The organism is Arthrobacter sp. NPDC093128 (genome assembly GCF_040683875.1).
Taxonomy (GTDB): Bacteria; Actinomycetota; Actinomycetes; order Actinomycetales; family Micrococcaceae; genus Arthrobacter.
Map to the genome: position 1 here is coordinate 1 of NZ_JBFBEY010000031.1, position 18,900 is coordinate 18,900.

18 protein-coding genes are annotated in these 18,900 nt (G+C 66.5%); 11 read left to right on the forward strand and 7 right to left on the reverse strand.

Features of this window, described 5'->3' with window-relative positions; all coding sequences use genetic code 11:
- Nucleotides 1-119: 119 nt before the first annotated feature.
- The 4 genes from AB0N24_RS24390 to AB0N24_RS24405 all read right to left on the reverse strand — a co-directional run bounded on the left by AB0N24_RS24390 (nucleotide 120) and on the right by AB0N24_RS24405 (nucleotide 4,380).
- A complete protein-coding gene (locus AB0N24_RS24390) occupies nucleotides 120-917 on the reverse strand; it encodes an amino acid ABC transporter ATP-binding protein (protein WP_364130236.1) in 798 nt (265 codons plus the stop codon).
- Nucleotides 918-928: 11 nt separating this feature from the next.
- Nucleotides 929-1,720, reverse strand: a complete 792-nt coding sequence (locus tag AB0N24_RS24395) for an amino acid ABC transporter permease (protein ID WP_214953544.1) — start codon at nucleotides 1,718-1,720, stop codon at nucleotides 929-931.
- Nucleotides 1,721-1,881: 161 nt separating this feature from the next.
- Nucleotides 1,882-2,685 carry an ABC transporter substrate-binding protein gene (locus tag AB0N24_RS24400; RefSeq protein WP_364130240.1) on the reverse strand — a complete coding sequence of 268 codons (804 nt, stop codon included), beginning with the start codon at nucleotides 2,683-2,685 and terminating at the stop codon, nucleotides 1,882-1,884.
- A gap of 249 nt (nucleotides 2,686-2,934) precedes the next feature.
- On the reverse strand, nucleotides 2,935-4,380 hold the full coding sequence (locus tag AB0N24_RS24405; RefSeq protein WP_364130243.1) for an isochorismate synthase: 1,446 nt from the start codon (nucleotides 4,378-4,380) through the stop codon (nucleotides 2,935-2,937).
- A 119-nt stretch (nucleotides 4,381-4,499) separates the two neighbouring features.
- On the opposite strand from AB0N24_RS24405, the gene AB0N24_RS24410 reads away from it, so the two are divergent.
- The 4 genes from AB0N24_RS24410 (at nucleotide 4,500) to AB0N24_RS24425 (ending at nucleotide 9,017) form a co-directional block, all read left to right on the forward strand.
- On the forward strand, nucleotides 4,500-5,273 hold the full coding sequence (locus tag AB0N24_RS24410; protein WP_311380570.1) for a demethylmenaquinone methyltransferase: 774 nt from the start codon (nucleotides 4,500-4,502) through the stop codon (nucleotides 5,271-5,273).
- Between the two features lie 11 nt (nucleotides 5,274-5,284).
- Nucleotides 5,285-6,619: a geranylgeranyl reductase family protein gene (locus AB0N24_RS24415; RefSeq protein ID WP_364130246.1), complete on the forward strand. Its 1,335-nt coding sequence runs from the start codon at nucleotides 5,285-5,287 to the stop codon at nucleotides 6,617-6,619.
- A gap of 9 nt (nucleotides 6,620-6,628) precedes the next feature.
- Nucleotides 6,629-7,732: a polyprenyl synthetase family protein gene (locus AB0N24_RS24420; protein ID WP_214953553.1), complete on the forward strand. Its 1,104-nt coding sequence runs from the start codon at nucleotides 6,629-6,631 to the stop codon at nucleotides 7,730-7,732.
- A gap of 445 nt (nucleotides 7,733-8,177) precedes the next feature.
- Nucleotides 8,178-9,017: a DUF559 domain-containing protein gene (locus tag AB0N24_RS24425; protein ID WP_364130249.1), complete on the forward strand. Its 840-nt coding sequence runs from the start codon at nucleotides 8,178-8,180 to the stop codon at nucleotides 9,015-9,017.
- 140 nt (nucleotides 9,018-9,157) lie between these two features.
- Here the strand turns inward: AB0N24_RS24425 and AB0N24_RS24430 are convergent, their stop codons facing one another.
- Both AB0N24_RS24430 and AB0N24_RS24435 read right to left on the reverse strand, forming a co-directional pair.
- Nucleotides 9,158-9,583 carry a hypothetical protein gene (locus tag AB0N24_RS24430; protein ID WP_364130251.1) on the reverse strand — a complete coding sequence of 142 codons (426 nt, stop codon included), beginning with the start codon at nucleotides 9,581-9,583 and terminating at the stop codon, nucleotides 9,158-9,160.
- A gap of 14 nt (nucleotides 9,584-9,597) precedes the next feature.
- Nucleotides 9,598-10,269, reverse strand: a complete 672-nt coding sequence (locus tag AB0N24_RS24435) for a trimeric intracellular cation channel family protein (RefSeq protein WP_364130254.1) — start codon at nucleotides 10,267-10,269, stop codon at nucleotides 9,598-9,600.
- A 60-nt stretch (nucleotides 10,270-10,329) separates the two neighbouring features.
- On the opposite strand from AB0N24_RS24435, the gene AB0N24_RS24440 reads away from it, so the two are divergent.
- The 7 genes from AB0N24_RS24440 to AB0N24_RS24470 all read left to right on the forward strand — a co-directional run bounded on the left by AB0N24_RS24440 (nucleotide 10,330) and on the right by AB0N24_RS24470 (nucleotide 18,499).
- The gene (locus tag AB0N24_RS24440; protein ID WP_364130257.1) at nucleotides 10,330-11,055 is read left to right on the forward strand and encodes a CbiX/SirB N-terminal domain-containing protein; all 726 of its coding nucleotides are present in this window, start codon (nucleotides 10,330-10,332) and stop codon (nucleotides 11,053-11,055) included.
- A gap of 181 nt (nucleotides 11,056-11,236) precedes the next feature.
- On the forward strand, nucleotides 11,237-12,982 hold the full coding sequence (locus AB0N24_RS24445; RefSeq protein ID WP_364130260.1) for a nitrite/sulfite reductase: 1,746 nt from the start codon (nucleotides 11,237-11,239) through the stop codon (nucleotides 12,980-12,982).
- The gene (locus AB0N24_RS24450; RefSeq protein WP_364130263.1) at nucleotides 12,979-13,767 is read left to right on the forward strand and encodes a phosphoadenylyl-sulfate reductase; all 789 of its coding nucleotides are present in this window, start codon (nucleotides 12,979-12,981) and stop codon (nucleotides 13,765-13,767) included. Before AB0N24_RS24445 ends, AB0N24_RS24450 begins: the two co-directional genes overlap by 4 nt.
- Entirely contained in the window at nucleotides 13,764-14,711 is a 948-nt protein-coding gene (cysD, locus tag AB0N24_RS24455; protein WP_056626278.1) for a sulfate adenylyltransferase subunit CysD, read from the forward strand. The genes AB0N24_RS24450 and cysD overlap by 4 nt, the downstream gene beginning before the upstream one ends.
- Nucleotides 14,711-16,144 carry a GTP-binding protein gene (locus AB0N24_RS24460; protein WP_364130268.1) on the forward strand — a complete coding sequence of 478 codons (1,434 nt, stop codon included), beginning with the start codon at nucleotides 14,711-14,713 and terminating at the stop codon, nucleotides 16,142-16,144. Before cysD ends, AB0N24_RS24460 begins: the two co-directional genes overlap by 1 nt.
- A gap of 108 nt (nucleotides 16,145-16,252) precedes the next feature.
- Nucleotides 16,253-17,419 carry an RtcB family protein gene (locus AB0N24_RS24465; protein WP_364130271.1) on the forward strand — a complete coding sequence of 389 codons (1,167 nt, stop codon included), beginning with the start codon at nucleotides 16,253-16,255 and terminating at the stop codon, nucleotides 17,417-17,419.
- Nucleotides 17,420-17,494: 75 nt separating this feature from the next.
- Nucleotides 17,495-18,499 (forward strand): hypothetical protein, encoded by a 1,005-nt coding sequence (locus tag AB0N24_RS24470; RefSeq protein WP_364130274.1) that lies wholly within the window; start codon nucleotides 17,495-17,497, stop codon nucleotides 18,497-18,499.
- A 67-nt stretch (nucleotides 18,500-18,566) separates the two neighbouring features.
- Here AB0N24_RS24470 and AB0N24_RS24475 read toward each other — a convergent pair whose 3' ends face one another.
- Complete coding sequence (locus tag AB0N24_RS24475) at nucleotides 18,567-18,893, reverse strand: GYD domain-containing protein (protein WP_104175832.1); 327 nt, start codon at nucleotides 18,891-18,893, stop codon at nucleotides 18,567-18,569.
- Nucleotides 18,894-18,900 lie beyond the last annotated feature (7 nt).

Below are 18,900 nucleotides of genomic sequence, written 5' to 3' on the forward strand. Positions count from 1 at the left end.
TAATGTGGGGGGTGGCGGGCGCCCCCCGCGTTGTTGGGGGGCCCCGCCCGATTAAGGGGCCCGGCCACCCCGAATTCTCCGGCCCCCCGGGCCGATTCTGCGTCCTCAGCCCAAACTACCTACTTGGAGATGTCGATGTGCGTCGGGTCCAGGACGCGCTTCAGGAATTCCTTGGTGCGGGACTGCTTGGGGGCGCTGATGACCTGCTCGGCCACGCCTTCCTCCACCACAACGCCGCCGTCCATGAAGACCACGCGGTCGGCCACTTCGCGGGCGAAGCCCATCTCGTGGGTCACCACCAGCATGGTCATGCCCTCCTTGGCCAGGTTCCGCATGACGGACAGCACATCGCCCACGGTCTCCGGGTCCAGGGCTGAGGTGGGCTCATCGAACAGCATGAGCTCGGGGTCCATGCTGAGCGCACGGGCAATGGCCACACGCTGCTGCTGGCCGCCGGAAAGCTGGTCCGGGAACCGGTCTGCCAGGTGGCCCAGGCCTACGCGTTCCAGGTTGGCGCGCGCCACCTTGTCCGCCTCCGCCTGCGGGCGCTTGAGCACCTTGGTCTGGGCGATGGTGCAGTTCTGCTGGGCGTTCAGGTGCGGGAACAGGTTGAACTGCTGGAACACCATCCCCACCTTGCGGCGCATCTTGTCGATGTCCACATCGGGGTGTGTGGCCTCGAAACCGCCAACGTGGATGGTGCCCTCATTGGGCTGCTCCAGCAGGTTCACGCAGCGCAGCAGGGTGGACTTGCCGGAACCGGACGGTCCGATGAGGCAGACAACCTCGCCGGGGTTGACCTCCAGGCTGATGCCTTTGAGGACTTCGTTGGAGCCGTAGGACTTGCGGAGGTCCTTGAGGGAAACCCCGGCGGCATGTACGGCAGTATTGCGGGCGTTGTTTTCGACGTCGTTCATGACTGTCCTGCCTATCGCTTCGTCCGCGCGGAGCGGCTTTCGAACTTCCGGGCCAAAAGGCTCAGCGGGATGGTGATCACCAGGTAGAAGGCGCCAGCTACGAGGAGCGGGGTGAGCCCGGCTCCCAGGCTGGAGATGCCGTCGCGGCCGAACTTGGTGAGCTCGTACTGCGAGGCGGTCAGGCCCAGCACGTAGATCAGCGAGGAGTCCTTGGTCAGGAGGATGACCTCGTTGGTCAGCGGCGGCAGCACGATCCGGAAAGCCTGCGGGATCACGATGGACACCATGGCCCGCCACTGGGGCATGCCCAGCGAGCGGGCAGCTTCCAGCTGTCCCTTGGGCACGGCCTGCAGGCCGGCGCGGAGCGTTTCTGCGATGTAGGCCGCAGCCACCATGCCCAGCGAGATCATCACCACAATGGTCACGTTCCACTGCACGCCGAACGCGAGCGGAACACCGTAGCCGAAGGCGATGAACACGAGCAGCGCGGGGATGCCGCGGAAAAACTCGATGTAGCCGGTGGCGATCCAGCGGTAGAGCGGGAAGCTGGAAAGCTTCATAAGGGCCAGCAGCAAACCGCCGGACAGGCCCACGATGAAGCCCAGGGCCGTGTAGATCAGGGTGTTCTTGAGGCCGACCAGGAAGATATCCGGGAACATCGGGCCGATTTTGGCGAAGTTGAAGACGCTGTTGCCGATGGTCTTCCAGTCTGTGGCCAGAATCAGCGCGGCCACAGCCACAACGAAGATTCCGGCCTGGACGTACAGGCTGACTTTGGCTCGTTGACGTGCGGTCATTGCCATGGTGTTCTCACATTCGTTTGCGCAGTTGAGGCCCCGTACGGGCTGTTTGTACAGCGGAGTGCTTTACAGCGGACTGTCATACAGCGGTACAGGGCCCCAACTTGGTAGGTCACAGGGCTGCCCGGGGTTCTCTGGCTAGAGTGTCCGGGCCGGAGTGTGTGCTACTTGGCGGCTTCGCCGAACCAGGTGGTCTCGTACTTCTTCAAGGAGCCGTCGTCGGTCAGGCGCTTGAGCGTGGAGTTGACCTGGTCGGCCATGGCGGTGTTGCCCTTTTTGATGGAGATGCCCAGCTTCTCGCCCGTGGCGTAGTTTTCCACGCGCTTGTACTTGGCGTCGTCCTTGATGGCGTAGCCGAGGACCGACTGGTTGCCCAGGGCGGCGTCGATGGTGCCGGCCTTGAGGGCCTGGACCAGGAGTCCCGTGTCCTCGAACTGCTGGGCGTCGAGGCCCTTGTCCTTGGCGTACTGGGCGCCGGTGGTGGCCTGCTGGACGCCCACCTTCTTGCCCTTGGCGCCGTCGATGTTCGTGATGCCTGAAGCGTCAGTGGCCACCAGGGTCAGGTCGTCGTTCAGGTACGGCTCGGAGAAGTCCATGACGGCCTTGCGGGTGTCCGTGATGGAGATGGAGGAGATGGAGACGTCGCAGCCGGTGAGCGCCGTGCCGGTCTCGATGGCCTCGAAGGAGCTGTCCACAACGCTGAGCTCGGCCTTCAGGTCCTTGGCAACCTCGGCGGCGATGTCCATGTCGAAGCCGACGATCTTGCCGTCCTTCTGGAATTCGAACGGCTCGTAGGGGACGTCGGAGCAAACGGTCAGCTTGCCGGCATTGATGAGCTGGACGCCGCCTGCGGAGGAGGCTGCAGGCGTGGAGCTACCGCCGCAGGCCGTGAGGGAAAGGGCGCCGACGGCGAGGATGGCGGCTGCCTTGGCGGCCAGCTTTGCCGTGGCGGAGGACATGGGCTGCATAGTTTCTTACCTTTTGTTGCAGGGGTATGCGTGACTAAGACGGCTTATAGTGTAACGCCGAATAAGAGATGTGCATCACAGAAAACTTAGTTTCACTATTGGATAACCAAACTACCCTTGATTTCAAGCCTAGGCGAGGCGCTGGTGTCTGCGTCCCCGGACACTCCGCCCAACTGGGTCGCAGTTAACGCTCTGAAAACGCGGTTTGGCGACGTTAACTGCCAGTCAGTTGGTGGGGAGGGGGCGAACTTAGCTGCTGATGCCCAGCGACTCGAGCATCGGCCGGAACTTGGCCCAGGTCTCCGCCAGCTCCGCCTCGGGGTGGGAGCCCTCCACGATGCCGCAGCCTGCATAGAGCCGCACCGAGTCCGGCGCCTCGACGACGGCGCCGCGCAGCGCGATGCCCCATTCGCCGTTCCCCGCCGCATCCAGCCAGCCCACCGGACCTGCGTACGGCCCGCGGTCCATGTGCTCCAGCTTGCGGATCAGCGCCCCGGCCACGGTGGTGGGGGTTCCGCAGACCGCGGCTGTGGGATGCAGCGCGTTGATCAGCGCGAGGCACGTGGGCACATGGCCCTCCACCTCAGTCAGTTCAGCCTTCACGTCCGACGCCAGATGCCACACATTGGGCAGCTCCAGGATGAACGGTTCGCTGTGCGCGTTCATGGCCTCGGAAAACGGCGCCAGCTGGGTGGTGAGCGACTGGATGGCGATCTCGTGCTCGTGCCGCTGCTTCTCGGACCCGGCCAGCACGCGCTCGGCGAATTCCAGCGGCGAGCCGTCCATCCCCTCGGCATCGCGGCGGTCCAGGGTGCCGGCCAGGACCCGCGCCTGGGCCGTGCGGCCCTCCACCTGGATCAGCATTTCCGGGGTCGACCCCACCAGCCCGTCCACGCCGTAGGTCCAGCATTCGCGGTACCGGACGGCCAGCTGACGGAGGATTTCCGCGGCATTCACGCCTTCCGGAATCGTTGCCACGATGTCCCGGGCCAGCACCAGCTTTTCAAGCTTGCCGGTGCGGATTTCGGCGACGCCGGCGGCCACTGCCGCCATCCAGTCATGCTCGCTGAGGGAGCCGGTTTCGAGTTTGGGCACGACGTCGGCAGCCGGTTCCGCGGCAACGCCACCTCCCGAAGGGGCGCCTCGACGTCCGCCAAGGGGAAGCCCGGACGCGTCCGTGCCGGAAGCGAGCCCGGAAGCCAGTCCGGAAACGAGCGGGCCGCCGTCGGGCGCGTCAGCATCCAGCGGATCAGCGTCCAGCCAGCGCTGCAGGGCGGCGAGGGCGCCCGCTTCGGTGAGTTCGCCGTCGTCGAACGTTAACTGGGTGAGCCAGGCGCGGCCGTCCCTGACTCCCACCACGATCTCCGGAACAATCAGCCGGGAGCGGTGCGTGGACACTTTGGAGAAGGCGAAGGAGCCGAAGGCCACCGGGCCGGTGCCGGGGCACTCCACGGAGTCGGTGATGTCCGCTTCGAGGACCAGGTGCCGCCACCAGATGTCGGCCTCGAGGAATCGCTCGGGGCCGGTGGCGGTGAAGCGGGCGATCTCGCCGAACCCCACCAGTCCGGCTTCGCGGCGGGTCCAGCAGAGGACATCGTCCCGGACCAGAAATGACGGCAGCCCCCCGGAGAATGATCTTCCATCCAGGGGGACTGTCAAGGTCTTAATAATACCGGCGCGGAACGTACTCGTCATGATGAGATAACAGTACTCCCGAGTGCCGCTGGCGCCTGATTTGGGCCCTGCGCCGCCCTGCGCCGCGCTGCGCCGGGCCGTGGTTCGTGGGTCCGCCCAACATTTGAGACAATGACATGGTGAACCGAGCATCCTTGGATAAGCGTCCGGACGAAGTAGCCACGATGTTTGACGACGTCGCCCCCAAATACGACGTCGTGAATGACGTCCTGTCCATGGGACAGACGCGCCGCTGGCGCCGGGTAGTCGTCGAAGCCATGGATGTGAAGGCGGGCCAGCGCGTGCTGGACCTCGCCGCCGGAACAGGCACATCCAGCGAGCCCTACGCGGATGCAGGGATCAACGTCATCGCCTGCGACTTCTCGCTCGGCATGCTCAAGGTGGGCAAACGCCGCCGCCCGGACATCGATTTCATCGCCGGTGACGCCACGCGCCTGCCGTTCGCGGACAACACCTTTGATGCCACCACCATTTCGTTCGGCCTGCGCAACGTCAACGAGCCCAAGAAGGCGCTGGCCGAAATGCTCCGCGTCACCAAGCCCGGCGGCAAGCTGGTCATCGCCGAGTTCTCCCAGCCCGTGGTCCCGCTGTGGCGCACCATGTACACCGAATACCTCATGCGTGCGCTGCCGGCCATCGCCGTGAAGGTCTCGTCCAACCCGGACGCCTACGTTTACCTCGCCGAGTCCATCCGCGCCTGGCCGGACCAGGACCACCTGGCCGGCTGGCTGCAGGAATCCGGCTGGGAGAAGGTCACGTACCGCAACCTCAGCGGCGGCATCGTGGCCGTCCACCGCGCGCACAAGCCGCTGTCCGGCAGCGCAGCCGCCATCGCCAACCACACCGGCCCCGTGGCGAAGCTCCGCCGCAACATCACCCGGCCGGCGAGCTAGCCGAACCTGCCGTGAACGTACTGATCGTCGGCGCAGGGCCCGCCGGGTCCACTGCCGCCTACTACCTCGCCAAGGCCGGCATCCGCGTCACGGTGCTGGAAAAAACCAGGTTCCCGCGTGAAAAGGTCTGCGGCGACGGGCTCACTCCGCGCGCCGTCCGCGAGATCCAGAAGCTCGGCCTGCCCCACCCCGAGGAAGGCGGCTGGCGCCGCAACAAAGGCCTCCGCCTGATCGCCGGCGGCCGCACCATCGAACTGCCTTGGCCGGAAGTTTCCGATTTCCCCACATACGGCCTGATCCGCACCCGGCTGGGCTTCGACGAAGAGCTGGCCCGGCACGCCGAATCCGCCGGCGCCCGCGTCCTGGAAGGGCACAGCGTCACCGAAGCCCTGCGGTCGCCGGATGGGCGCGTCATCGGCGTCCGCGCCGCGCTGCTTGACGAGTCCGGACGCAAGACGGGGGAGGCGCGCGACTTCCTTGCCGACGTCGTCCTCGCCGCGGACGGTAACTCGTCCCGAACCGCCGTGTCCCTCGGCATCCAGAAGCGCGACGACCGCCCGCTCGGCGTGGCCGTGCGCACCTACTTCACCAGTCCGCGGCACGACGACGACTGGATGGAAGGCTGGCTGGAGCTCCCCGGCCGCGACGGCAAGCTGCTTCCCGGCTACGGCTGGGTGTTCGGCGTGGGCGACGGCACCTCCAATGTGGGCCTGGGCATCCTGAACTCCTCCAAGGAATTCGGCAGGCTGGATTACAAGCAGGTCCTGCGCGAGTGGACCGCCGGCATGCCCGCCGAATGGGGCTTCACGCCCGAAAACCAGGTGGGCGAAATCCGTGGCGCCGCGCTGCCCATGGGCTTCAACCGGACGCCGCATTATTACCCGGGCCTGCTGCTCCTGGGCGACGCCGGCGGGATGGTCTCCCCGTTCAACGGCGAAGGCATCTCCTACGCCATGGAATCCGCCCGCTTTGCGGCCGAATTCGTCATCGACGCCAACACCTGGCAGAGCCGGTACGCCAAATGGACGCACGACGACGCCGACCTCCACTTCAAGGGATACGCGGACTATGTGCGCGGCCAGTGGGGGAGCCACTTCACCCTGGGCCGGGCCTTCGCCTCGGTGATCGGCAAGCCGTCCGTGATGAAGCTCGCGCTCCGGACCGGCATGCCGCTGCCGGCACTCATGAAGTTCGTAGTCCGGCTGATGGCCAACGTCACGGATGACTCAGCCAAGGGATTCGAGGACAGGGTGATCAGACTCCTGGAGGCCCTGGTGCCTGCCACGTCCAACACCTCCCTCTCCCCGTCCAGCTACACATCCGCGGTTTCCGCAACAAAAAGTTAGGGTTAACCCGTGACGAACTCTGCCAAGCACAGCTGGACCCATGCCGGACACGGCCTGCCGGACTCCAGGGAGCCCGAGCCCAATACCACCGCGATCGCCACAGGACTCCAGCTGCCGGCCGGTTTCGCCGCCATCGCGGAGGACCCGGAGCTGGGCCCCGCCATCACCACGAACCTTGCCCGCGTGGAGAAGAAGCTCCGCGAGGCCATTGCCAACTCCGATCCGCTGGCCGATGCGACGTCGCGTCACCTGGTGGAAGCCGGCGGCAAGCGCATCCGCCCGCTGCTGGCCCTGCTCTGCGCCCACCTCGGTGACGCCTCGCGGCCGGCTGTGGTACAGGCTGCCGTGGTGGTTGAGCTCACCCACCTGGCCACGCTGTACCACGACGACGTGATGGACTCGGCCCCGTTCCGCCGCGGCGCCCCCACGGCCCACGAGGTCTGGGGCAACTCCGTGGCGGTCCTCACCGGCGACCTGATCTTCGCCCGGGCGTCCATCCTGGTGTCCGAACTCGGCTCGCGCGCGCTGGGAATCCAGGCCCGCACCTTCGAACGGCTGTGCCTGGGCCAGCTGCACGAAACTGTGGGACCCCGTCCCGATGAGGACCCGGTGGAGCACTACCTGTCCGTCATCGCGGACAAGACCGGGTCCCTGGTGGCTGCCTCCGGCCAGCTCGGTGCCATCTTTGCCGGTGCCGACGAAGCCTACGAGCCGCTGCTGGTGGAGTACGGCGAAAAGATCGGTGTGGCCTTCCAGCTGGCCGACGACGTCATCGATGTCACCGGCATCAAGGTCAAGTCCGGCAAATCCCCCGGAACGGATTTGCGCGAAGGCGTGCCCACCCTCCCCGTGCTGCTGCTCCGCAACGCCGCCGCCGAAGGTGACGCGTCCGCCGTCGAACTCCTGAAACTGATCGACGGCGACCTCACCTCGGACGAGGCACTCGCCGCCGCCGTGGCCGGCCTGCGCGACCACCGGGTCACCGCGGAGTCGTGGGTTGTGGCCCGCGCCTGGGCCGATGAGGCCATCGCCGCGCTGGCGCCGCTGCCCGAAGGCGTGGTCAAGTCCTCACTCATCAGCTTCGCGCTGGCCGTGGTGGACCGCGCCAGCTAGGCCTTGCCCGGAGGCGCGGGCTTTTCTGCCTGGAGCCGCCTGCTTAAACACGGAATGGCCCCGGTCCTTTGCAGCAATACGAGTCACTCGCTGCATCGAACCGGGGCCATTTCTCCGTTCGCATCAGATCCACCGGAGGCATTTAGTGGATCCGTGAACAAGTCTATGACAGCTTTGTCACGAACGCGAATCGGATGTTAAAAGGTGTGTCACACTTTCTGGGCCTGCCGCACTGCCTGACTGCAGGCCTGCCGCCTGCCGCCTGCCGCCTGCCGCCTGCCGGACTGCCGGCCCTCGTCCGTCGCGGGGCACATTGAGCCCGGGGATGCGCATTCCGGGCTGAGAAGACGGCGTGTCCGTGTCGAAGTGCCCCAGGACGGACGGGTTGTCCACATGACGCAGCCCGGATCTGCCCATCCCGCCGGCCAAGGGACAGCTTGGGAGCATGGACATCGAAGCCTTCCTCCGCACCCGGTCCGGCGTAACAAAGGCGTCGGCACTCCGCGCGGCGGGATTTACGCACACTGCCCGCGATAAAGCACTGGCAGCGGGGCGCATTGTGCGAATCCGGCGAGGCATTTACAGCCTGCCCGCGGAGGCCGGTGCTTTCGGGCTGGCGCTACGGCACAATGCCCTGCTGACGTGTCTGTCGGCCGCGCCCACTTACGGGCTGTGGACCGTGCTTGATGCGGGGCCTGTGCACCTGAGCCCCTCGCACAAAAAGACGCCGCCAGGGACGCTGACACATGGCAGATGCCCCCATCCGGCCCATCCGTGGCTTCCCGTCGCTGGCCTCGCCGACGTGCTCATTCACGCCCTGCGCTGCCTGCCGGAGGTGGAATCGCTGGTCATGGTCCAGTGCGCAGCCCAACGGGGAGACATCACCGCGGAGTTCCTGCGCCGCAAGCTGCCCGGAAACCGCAATGCGCGCGCCCGGGCGGTCCTGGACAGCGTGATCCCTCGGGCGGACTCCATCCTCGAGGTCCTGGCCAACTACCATTTCCGGCGGGCTGGCCTGCATGTCCGGCGGCATGTGGAGCTTCCGGGCGTGGGGGAGGTGGACTTCCTCATTGAGGAATGCCTGGTGGTGGAAACCGACGGCGGATCGCATCTGGAGCCCCGCCAGGTGAAGAAGGACCGGAAGCGCAACAATGCCACCGTCATCGGCGGACGCCTGGGCCTTCGGTACGGCTATGACGACGTCGTCAATCACCCGCAGCGGATGGTGGCCGAGGTGCTGGAGGTACTGGAGCTCTGCCGGCGGGGAGCTTTCGGAACGAGGTGACCGCCGCCGTCGTGCTCTCCTGCCGCAGTCGTGGGGCACTTTGGGCGACGAATCCGGGGAACCGGGCTTGGCCGACGGCGTGTCCGTGTGGAAGTGCCCCGTTTAGGCCGGGGAGCCGCCGAAACGAGGTAGCGGGGACCCTAGTCCTCTTCGTCGTTGAACGCCCACTCGAACATGTCGAACACGAACTCCGAGAAGGTGCCCTCTTCGCTCTTCCACTGGCCGCGGGCGTTGTTGCGGCGGTACACAATGGGGTCCGGAACGCCGAGGTCGCCTACGCGGAAGCCCCAGGTGAACTGTTCTTCCTCGTCCTCGAGGAACATGAGGAAGCCCTCGTCATCAACTTCGAGTTCCTCGGGGTCCCAGAAGTAGTGGTAGGCCTCCATGAGGTCCTCGCAGCCGCCCAGTGCCTGATAGAACTCCTTCAGGACCAGCGGGATCTGGAACTGGTGCTCGGCGAGGGCCGACTCGAGTTCGTCTTCGGCCAGTCCGTCCTCTTCCTGCCATTCGTCTTCGAGATACTTCGGAACAAGCGCGCGGAACTTCTCGAGGAACATGTCAGTCATGGTTCATATCCTAGCTAATCCCGGCCACCGTTTTCCGCCGTCCCCAGCCCGAGCCGGTGCCACCCCCGCACAGCCAGCGGAACGTACCAGGAACGGCGCCAGGCCGTGACCCGGAAGGCGAAAACGACGGCGGCCACGGCCCCCGCAGTGAACGCGTTGAACGCACCCGACACCCACAGGACCGTGGTGAGGGCCGCCCCCGTGAGCGCAGGCAGCGCGTAGAGGTCCTTCGGGTCAAAAAGCTGCGGCACCTCGTTGGCCGTGATGTCGCGCAGCAGTCCGCCGCCCACCGCCGTCGTGACCCCCAGCAGCACGGCCGAAACGGGGTTCATGCCGAAACTCAGTGCCTTCAGCGTTCCGGTGATGCAGAACAGTGCCAGGCCGCCGGCGTCGAACAGGATGAGCAGCGACGTGAAGCGCTGGAAACTGGAAAAGAGGAAGTACACCAGCACGGTGGCGAGCAGCGGGGGAGCCAGGTAGGCCGGGTTGGTGAACGCCGCGGGTGGGCCGCTGTTGAGGATGATGTCGCGGATCACGCCGCCGCCCAGCGAAACGAGGGAGGCGAGAAGCAGGGATCCGATGAGATCGAATTGTTTCCGCGCGGCCAGGAGGGACCCGGACACCGCGAAAAAGAAGACACCGGCCAGATCCAGCCATACCAGAACGGCGTTGAATGAGAAGGTCATGGGGCGTCCCGGTGAATTTCAAGGGGCGGATAGGGCGGCTCCAACGTTACGCTAGCCCCTATGAATAGCCCCATCATGATCGCCTGTGCCCACGGAACGTCCAGCCCGCTGGGTGCTGCCGAGGTCAACGGCCTCCGTGCCGGGATCAGCGAACTGCGCCCCGGCCTGGACGTCCGCGAAGCCTATGTTGATGTCCAGGACCCGGATCTGGTGGATGTCATGGCCGGGCTGCCGGAAGGTGAGCAGGCGGTCATCGTACCGTTGCTGCTCAGCGTGGGCTTCCACACCAAGGTGGACATCGCGCGCGCGGCGCGGGGCCGTGAAGGCAGCACCGCGTCGGATCCCCTCGGTCCGGATCCCAGGCTGGCAGAGATCCTCGACCAGCGGCTGCGCGAGGCCGGAGCCACCGAGCATGATGCCGTGGTCCTTGCCGCTGCAGGATCCACCAACCCTAAAGCCTCGGTCAGCGTTGAAGAGCTCGCCGAACACCTGAGGGCGCTGCGGGGCAACAGGATCGTTCCCGCGTACGGTGCGGCCGCCAAGCCCTCCGTGCCGGACGCCGTCGCCTCGCTGCGCGCCGAATACCCGGGAGGGGAGGGCCAGGGCCGCGTGATCATTGCGTCGTACCTGCTGGCGCACGGCTACTTCCACGACCAGCTTGCCAAGGCCGAAGCGGACGTGGTGACGGAGCCGCTGCTGCCCTCACGGCTCATGGCCGAGATTGCGCTGGACCGCTATGACGCCGCCGTGGCAGCCGCGGCAGGCGCCGCGGCAGCTGCCCCCTGACGCCGCCGCTGACACCGCCCCTGCGGAGGCCCTGCTGAGGACCTGGCTGACGGCCCCGGACCATGCACAGCCCCAGTCCTTCTTCAAGGCTCCCCGGCGATTCATGACGAAATGTTTCCCTAGGTGACCTCGCGTTTCTGACCCTTTGTGACGGCTTTCGGGTCGGACCTACAGTCGATGCATGACTGATACAGCTCTAGCCGGAGCGTCCGCGGACTCCGCTGCCGCCAAGCGACCTGCACGCGCCAACCGTCCGGCAGCGAAGCCGCACGGCCAGTGGAAGGTTGACGGCACCGCCCCGCTCAACGCCAACGAAACCTGGAAGCAGGAAGACGACGGCCTCAACGTCCGCGAGCGTATCGAGTCCATCTATTCCAAGGACGGGTTCGACTCCATCCCGGGCCAGGACCTGCACGGCCGCTTCCGCTGGTGGGGGCTCTACACGCAGCGCAAGCCCGGGATCGACGGCGGCAAGACCGCCACGCTTGAGCCGCACGAGCTCGAGGACAAGTACTTCATGCTCCGCGTCCGGATCGACGGCGGTGCGCTCACCACCGAGCAGTTGCGCGTGATCGGCAACATCTCGGTGGACTTCGCCCGGGATTCCGCGGACCTCACTGACCGCCAGAACATCCAGCTGCACTGGATCCGCGTGGAGGACATCCCCGAGATCTGGACCCGGCTGGAGGGCGTGGGCCTGTCCACCACCGAAGCCTGCGGCGACGTTCCCCGCGTCATCCTCGGCTCGCCGGTGGCTGGCATCGCCAAGGATGAAATCATCGACCCCACCCCGCTTATCGCCGAACTGGGGGAGCGGTTCATCGGCAACCCGCTGCTGTCCAACCTGCCGCGCAAGTACAAGACCGCCATCACCGGCCACCCCAGCCAGGACGTGGTGCACGAGATCAACGACTTCGCCCTGGTGGGCGTCAAGCACCCCGAACTCGGCATCGGCTACGACCTCTGGGCCGGCGGCGCCCTGTCCACCAACCCCATGCTGGGCAAGCGCCTCGGCGCGTTCGTCACGCCCGAGCAGGCAGCCGACGTGTGGCTCGGCGTCACCAGCATCTTCCGCGACTACGGTTACCGCCGCATGCGCACCAAGGCGCGCCTGAAGTTCCTGATGGCCGACTGGGGACCCGAAAAGTTCCGCCAGATCCTCGAGGACGAATACCTCGGCTACAAGCTGGCCGACGGCCCGGCCGCGCCCAAGCCGACCACTCCAGGCGACCACGTGGGCGTGCACGAGCAGAAGGACGGCAAGTTCTTCATCGGCGCCACCCCGCTGGCCGGCCGGCTCTCCGGCACCCAGCTGGTGAAGCTCGCGGACACCCTCGAGGCCCGCGGCTCGCGCCGCCTGCGCACCACCCCGCACCAGAAGCTGGTTGTGCTGGACGTCCCCAAGGACGAGGTTGAACCGCTGGTCGCCGAGCTCGACGCCCTGGGCCTCTCCGCCCGGCCGTCCGTGTTCCGCCGCGGCACCATCGCCTGCACCGGCATCGAATACTGCAAGCTGGCCATCGTGGAAACCAAGATGACCGCCGCCACCGCCGTGGCCGAGCTGGAACGCCGCCTCGCGGACCTCGCGGAAAGCGGCCAGCTGCCCCACGCCCTGTCCCTGCACATCAACGGCTGCCCCAACTCCTGCGCCCGCATCCAGACCGCGGACATCGGACTCAAGGGCATGATGCTGCCAACACCCGACGGCGACCCCAGCCCCGGCTTCCAGGTCCACCTGGGCGGCGGGCTGGCTTCCAACAGCCGCGAAGAAGCCGGCCTCGGACGCACCGTCCGCGGCCTCAAGGTCTACGTTGACGACCTGCCCGACTACGTCGAGCGCGTTGTCCGGAAGTTCGTGGCCGACCACGCCGAAGGCCAGACCTTCGCCGAGTGGGCCCACGCAGCCGATGAGGAGGACCTGCAATGAGCAAGCACGCACTTGGAATTGATCCGGTGGCAGGCGAGGCAGCCCCAGCGGTTGAGGCAGCCCCGGTGGCAGCCGCGGCGCCCAAGCTTCGCACGCACGACGAGCTCAAGGCACTGGCTGAGTCCGGCGCCGCCGAGCTCGGCTGGGACGCCCCGGCCCGTGACGTGATTGCCTGGGTGGCGCGGAACTTCGACCTGCCGGCCGTGGCCGTGGCCTGCTCCATGGCCGACGCCGTGCTGCCGGCGCTGGTTGCCGACCAGCTTCCCGGCGTCGACGTCCTGTTCCTGGAGACCGGCTACCACTTCCCGGAAACCTACGCCACGCGCGACGAAGTGGCCGCAAACCTCCGCGTCAACGTGGTGGACGTCCTCCCGGAGAACACCGTGGAGCAGCAGGACCGCCTGCTCGGCAAGGACCTCTTTGCCCGCGACGCCGCCCAGTGCTGCGCCCTCCGCAAGGTGGCTCCGCTGCGGCGCACCCTCGCCGGCTACGAGCTCTGGTTCACCGGCGTGCGCCGCGACGAAGCCCCCACCCGCACCAACACGCCGCTGATCACCTGGGACGAGGTCAACGGCCTGGTCAAGGTCAACCCGGTGGCGGCCTGGAGCTTCGACCAGCTGGTGCAGTACTCCGACGACAACCTCCTTCCCGTCAACCCGCTGCTTTCACAGGGCTACCCGTCCATTGGCTGCCAGCCTTGCACCCGCAAGGTAGCGCCCGGCGATGACCCCCGCGCCGGCCGCTGGGCAGGAACCGACAAGACAGAATGCGGACTACACGTATGAGCACTTTCCTAACTGAGGAGCCCACCCAGGTGACTGACGCTGCCGTTTCCACGCGCCTCTCCAGCCTGGACACCCTCGAATCAGAGGCCATCCACATCATCCGCGAGGTCGTCGCCGAGTTCGAGAAGCCTGCGCTGCTGTTCTCCGGCGGCAAGGATTCCGTGGTGATGCTGCACCTGGCCACCAAGGCATTCTGGCCGGGCAAGGTTCCGTTCCCCGTGCTGCACGTGGACACCGGCCACAACTTCCCCGAGGTCATCGACTTCCGCGACCGCACTGTGGAGCGCCTTGGCCTGAAGCTGGTTGTCGGCTCCGTCCAGGAGTTCATCGACCGCGGCGAACTGGCCGAGCGTGCCGACGGCACCCGCAACCCGCTGCAGACCGTCCCGCTGCTGGACGCGATCCAGTCCAATAAGTTCGACGCCGTCTTCGGCGGCGGCCGCCGTGACGAGGACAAGGCCCGCGCCAAGGAGCGCATCCTGAGCCTCCGCGACGAGTTCGGCCAGTGGGACCCGCGCAACCAGCGCCCCGAGCTGTGGAACCTGTACAACGGCCGCCACACCGTGGGCCAGCACGTCCGCGCATTCCCCATCAGCAACTGGACCGAGCTGGACGTCTGGCGCTACATCGAGCGCGAAAACATCGAGCTGCCGGGCCTGTACTACGCCCACGACCGCGAGGTCTTTGCCCGCGACGGCATGTGGCGTGCAGTGGGCGAGGTTTCCCAGCCCCGCCCCGATGAGGAAGTCATCACCAAGACCGTCCGCTACCGGACCGTCGGCGACATGTCCTGCACCGGCGCCGTTGAGTCGGCCGCCGCCACGGTGCGCGACGTCGTCATTGAAGTTGCCGCCTCCACCATCACCGAACGTGGCGCCACCCGTGCGGATGACCGCATCTCAGAGGCCGCCATGGAAGACCGCAAGAAGGATGGCTATTTCTAATGAGCACCGAAATCGATACAGCCCGCGCGGCTGCCCTTCTTGACGAGGCCCCCCTCGCCCATGCCTCGCTGTTCCGCTTCGCCACCGCTGGATCGGTCGACGACGGCAAATCCACTTTGGTGGGCCGCCTCCTGCACGACTCCAAGGCGATCCTGGCAGACCAGCTCGACGCCGTTGCCCGCACCTCCGCGGACCGCGGATTTGGCGGGGCCGGTGCCACCGGTACCCAGGCGATCGACCTGGCGCTGCTGACCGACGGCCTGCGTGCCGAGCGCGAGCAGGGCATCACCATCGACGTCGCCTACCGCTACTTCGCCACGGACCGTCGCAGCTTCATCCTGGCCGACTGCCCCGGGCACGTGCAGTACACCAAGAACACGGTGACCGGCGCGTCCACCGCGGATGCCGTCGTCGTACTCATCGACGCCCGCAAGGGTGTCCTGGAGCAGACCCGCCGGCACCTTTCCGTGCTGCAGCTGCTGCGCGTGGCCCACGTGATCGTGGCAGTGAACAAGATCGACCTGGTGGACTTCAGCGAAAGCGTCTTCCGCGAGATCGAAGCTGACGTGCAGAAGGTGGGCCGCGAACTCGGCCTCGGATCCGACGGCATCACCGACCTGCTGGTGGTTCCGGTTTCCGCGCTCGACGGCGACAACGTGGTGGAGCGCTCCGAGCGCACCCCCTGGTACACCGGCCCGGCCCTGCTTGAGGTGCTTGAGACCCTGCCCGCCGCGGACGAACTGGAAAGCCACCTGGAGAGCTTCCGCTTCCCGGTGCAGCTGGTGGTCCGGCCGCAGGGCGCGCTTGCTCCCGACGCCATTGCCGGCGGACTCGACGTCGAGAAGTACCGCGACTACCGCGCTTACGCCGGGCAGATCACCGAGGGCTCGGTGAAGGTGGGGGACAAGGTGAGCGTGCTGACCCCCGGCCAGGCCCCGCGCACCACCACCGTCACGGGCATTGACTTCGCGGGCGCTGAGCTCACCGAAGCCGTGGCTCCGCAGTCCGTGGCCCTGCGCCTCGCAGACGAGTTCGACGTCGCCCGCGGTGACACGATCGCCGCCGCAGGCACCGTCCGCGAAGCCTCCGCCGACCTTTACGCTGCGCTGTGCTGGCTGTCCCCCAAGCCGCTCCGTGAAGGCGCCAAGGTGCTGGTTAAGCACGGCACCCGCACGGTGCAGGCCCTGGTCCGCAGCGTCAGCGGCAAGCTGGACCTCGCCACCTTCAAGCTGGAGGGCGCGTCCAGCCTGGAACTCAACGACATCGGCCACGCGCAGCTCCGGCTCGCCGCCCCGCTGCCGCTGGAGAACTACCTGCACCACCGCCGCACCGGTGCCTTCCTGGTAATCGACCCGCTGGACGGCAACACCCTGGCCGCCGGGCTGGTCAACGACCACCCGGGTGACCACGAGGACGAGCGCTACTCGATCTAAATAGACGAGAAACCGCGGCTTGTTCGCAGATCCGGAACTTCACAGGCCGGTTTTGCGAACAAGCCGCGGTTTTGTCGTTTTCGTATCCTTAACGGTGGGAGGCGAAACGTGGAGATCATCAACAGCAAGCTGCTCAACTGGGCCTCGATCCTGGACGACAAGACCCGCGAGCAGGCGTTGACCACCTCCACGCTGCCGTTCATCTACCCGCATCTGGCGCTGATGCCGGACGCCCACCTCGGCATAGGCGCCACCGTGGGTTCCGTGATTCCCACCCTTCACGCGATCATTCCGGCCGCCGTGGGCGTGGACATCGGCTGCGGGATGATTGCCGTACGGACGCAGTATTCGCTGAAGGACCTGCCGAAGGACCGCAAACGGCTGCGCGAGGCCATCGAACGGGCCATCCCACTCTCGGCGGGCCACAACAACAGGAAAGTCACGGCCTCAGCCGAGCCGCGCCTTGCCGAGCTCCGAAAAATGGCGGCCCAGGCGGGGTTCAATCCGGCGCAGTACCTGGCCAAGTGGGAACTCCAGCTGGGCTCACTGGGGTCTGGGAACCACTTCATCGAGGTCTGCGCTGACGAAACCGATGCCGTCTGGCTGTTCCTGCATTCCGGCTCGCGCGGCGTCGGCAACAAGATCGCCCAGCATCACATCGGCGTGGCCCAGCAGGTGACCCGGAAACGCGGAACCAGGCTGCCCGACCCGGACCTGGCCTACCTGGAGGAAGGCACCAGCGAGTTCACCCGGTACATCGCGGAGCTGCGCTGGGCCCAGCACTTCGCCCTCCTGAACCGGGAAGAAATGATGGAGCGTGTGATCACACAGTTCGCCAACTGGGTGGGCGGCCACGTCAGGGAGCGGGAGCGGATCAACTGCCACCACAATTTCACGCAGCAGGAAAGGCACTACGGCAAGTCCGTGTGGGTGTCGCGTAAGGGCGCGATCAGGGCCGAGCACGGCGATCCGGGACTTATTCCCGGGTCCATGGGGACGGCGTCGTACGTGGTGGCGGGACTTGGCAACCCCGCTTCCCTGAACTCTTCGCCGCACGGAGCCGGCCGCGAGTACTCCCGGACCGCTGCCCGCAAGACGTTTTCGCTGGCAGAGCTGAAAGGGGCCATGGACGGGATTGAATTCCGCGCCACCGAGGCCTTCATTGACGAGATTCCAGCGGCGTACAAGCCCATTGACGTTGTGATGCGCGACGCGCAGGACCTGGTGAGCATCCGTCACACCCTTCGGCAGCTGATCAACATCAAGGGAGATTGAGCATGGTCAGTAGCTGAAACCGGCTGGCTTGGATACTCTGCTGGGTACATGGGCGGCTGATGATCGGGGGAACGGTTGGAAGATCACGAGGCGGTTGTGGCCCGCTCCCTGGAGCAGTACGCGGAGCTGTTGCCCCGGCTGAATGCGGCTTCGGACGCAATCGGGCACGCCATTCGGGCCCGGCTCAGGGATGACGGCCTCAACCACCACACCGTGCAGGCCAGGGTCAAGGACCCCGCCTCGGTCAAGGCAAAACTGGACCGGCTCAAAGCCGACGGAAATTTCAAGTATGAACGGGGCCTCGAGCAGCTCGACGACCTCATCGGCGTCCGCGTCATCATGTTCCTGGAACCCGACATCGCCGACGTCGCAACGGCGCTGAAGGGGCAATTCAGCTGCCGCGAGGACGACGACAAAACGAGCTCCCAGCGGCGTAACGGCCAGATCGGCTACGCCGGCAGGCACCTCGTCCTCGAAATCCCTGCCGAGAACGTTCCCGTGGGCTGCCACTCGTTCGTCGGGGACCGGTTCGAGGTCCAGATCCGGACCGTGCTACAGCATGCGTGGGCCGCCTTCGAACACGACATCCGCTACAAGGGCGGCAGCGAGGCCAACGCCGAGGTGGACCGCGCGTTCACCATGGCGTCAACGCTCATCGAACTCGCCGACGCCCAGTTCTCCGCGATCAACGACATCGTCAAACGCCGCCAGGCCGAAAGCACTGCCGACTTCGCCGAGAACCCCGCCACCGAGCTCACCGGGGACATCCTCCAGGACATGCTCACGCGGCTGCTCTCGGAACACCCCAGGAGCCAGGCCCGGCAATACGACTGGCTGGGGGACCTGCTTGCTGCCAACGGTGTGCGGACCGTGGCTGACGCAGAGGAGCTCTTCGGCGCCGCCGACTGGTCAGCCGTGGCCAAAAGAATGGACTACAAGTTCCCGGCCGGCCACGTCCGGATTGCGGACGACTTCCTGCTGAATACCTGGGGCAGGGACTACATTTCCCGCACCAAATCCCTGGGGGACGACCCCAAGCGTGAGTCGAAGCTGACGTACCGGCTGGAACGCATGCGCTGAGTCGCGCCTGGCGGCCTGTGGGCCGGCGCCGCCGGCCGGGCCAGCCCTGTGGGACAGCGCCGGAAGGTCAGGTGCCGGGCGGCCGGTACTTGATCTGCTCGGCCTTCCGCAGGGCCTCCAGCGTTTCGTCGACGGTCAGGAGCACCGTGGTGTCGAATGAGCTCAGGGCGCCGCCTCCGCTGATCGCCAGTGCAACCGCGGCCATGGACACATTGTCGGGAGCCTCCCAGAGGTTGTAGCCGTCGTGGGAGCCGAAGGCGTACCAGAAGCCGTGGAGTTTACCGCCGACGGATTCGATGTATGCCTGTGCGGCCTTCCTGCGGTCCTCGGGGTTGCTGGTCAGCCTCGCCCACGTCTCCGGTGTGTAGCTGAATTTCGACAGGTAGAGCGGCATCGTCTGG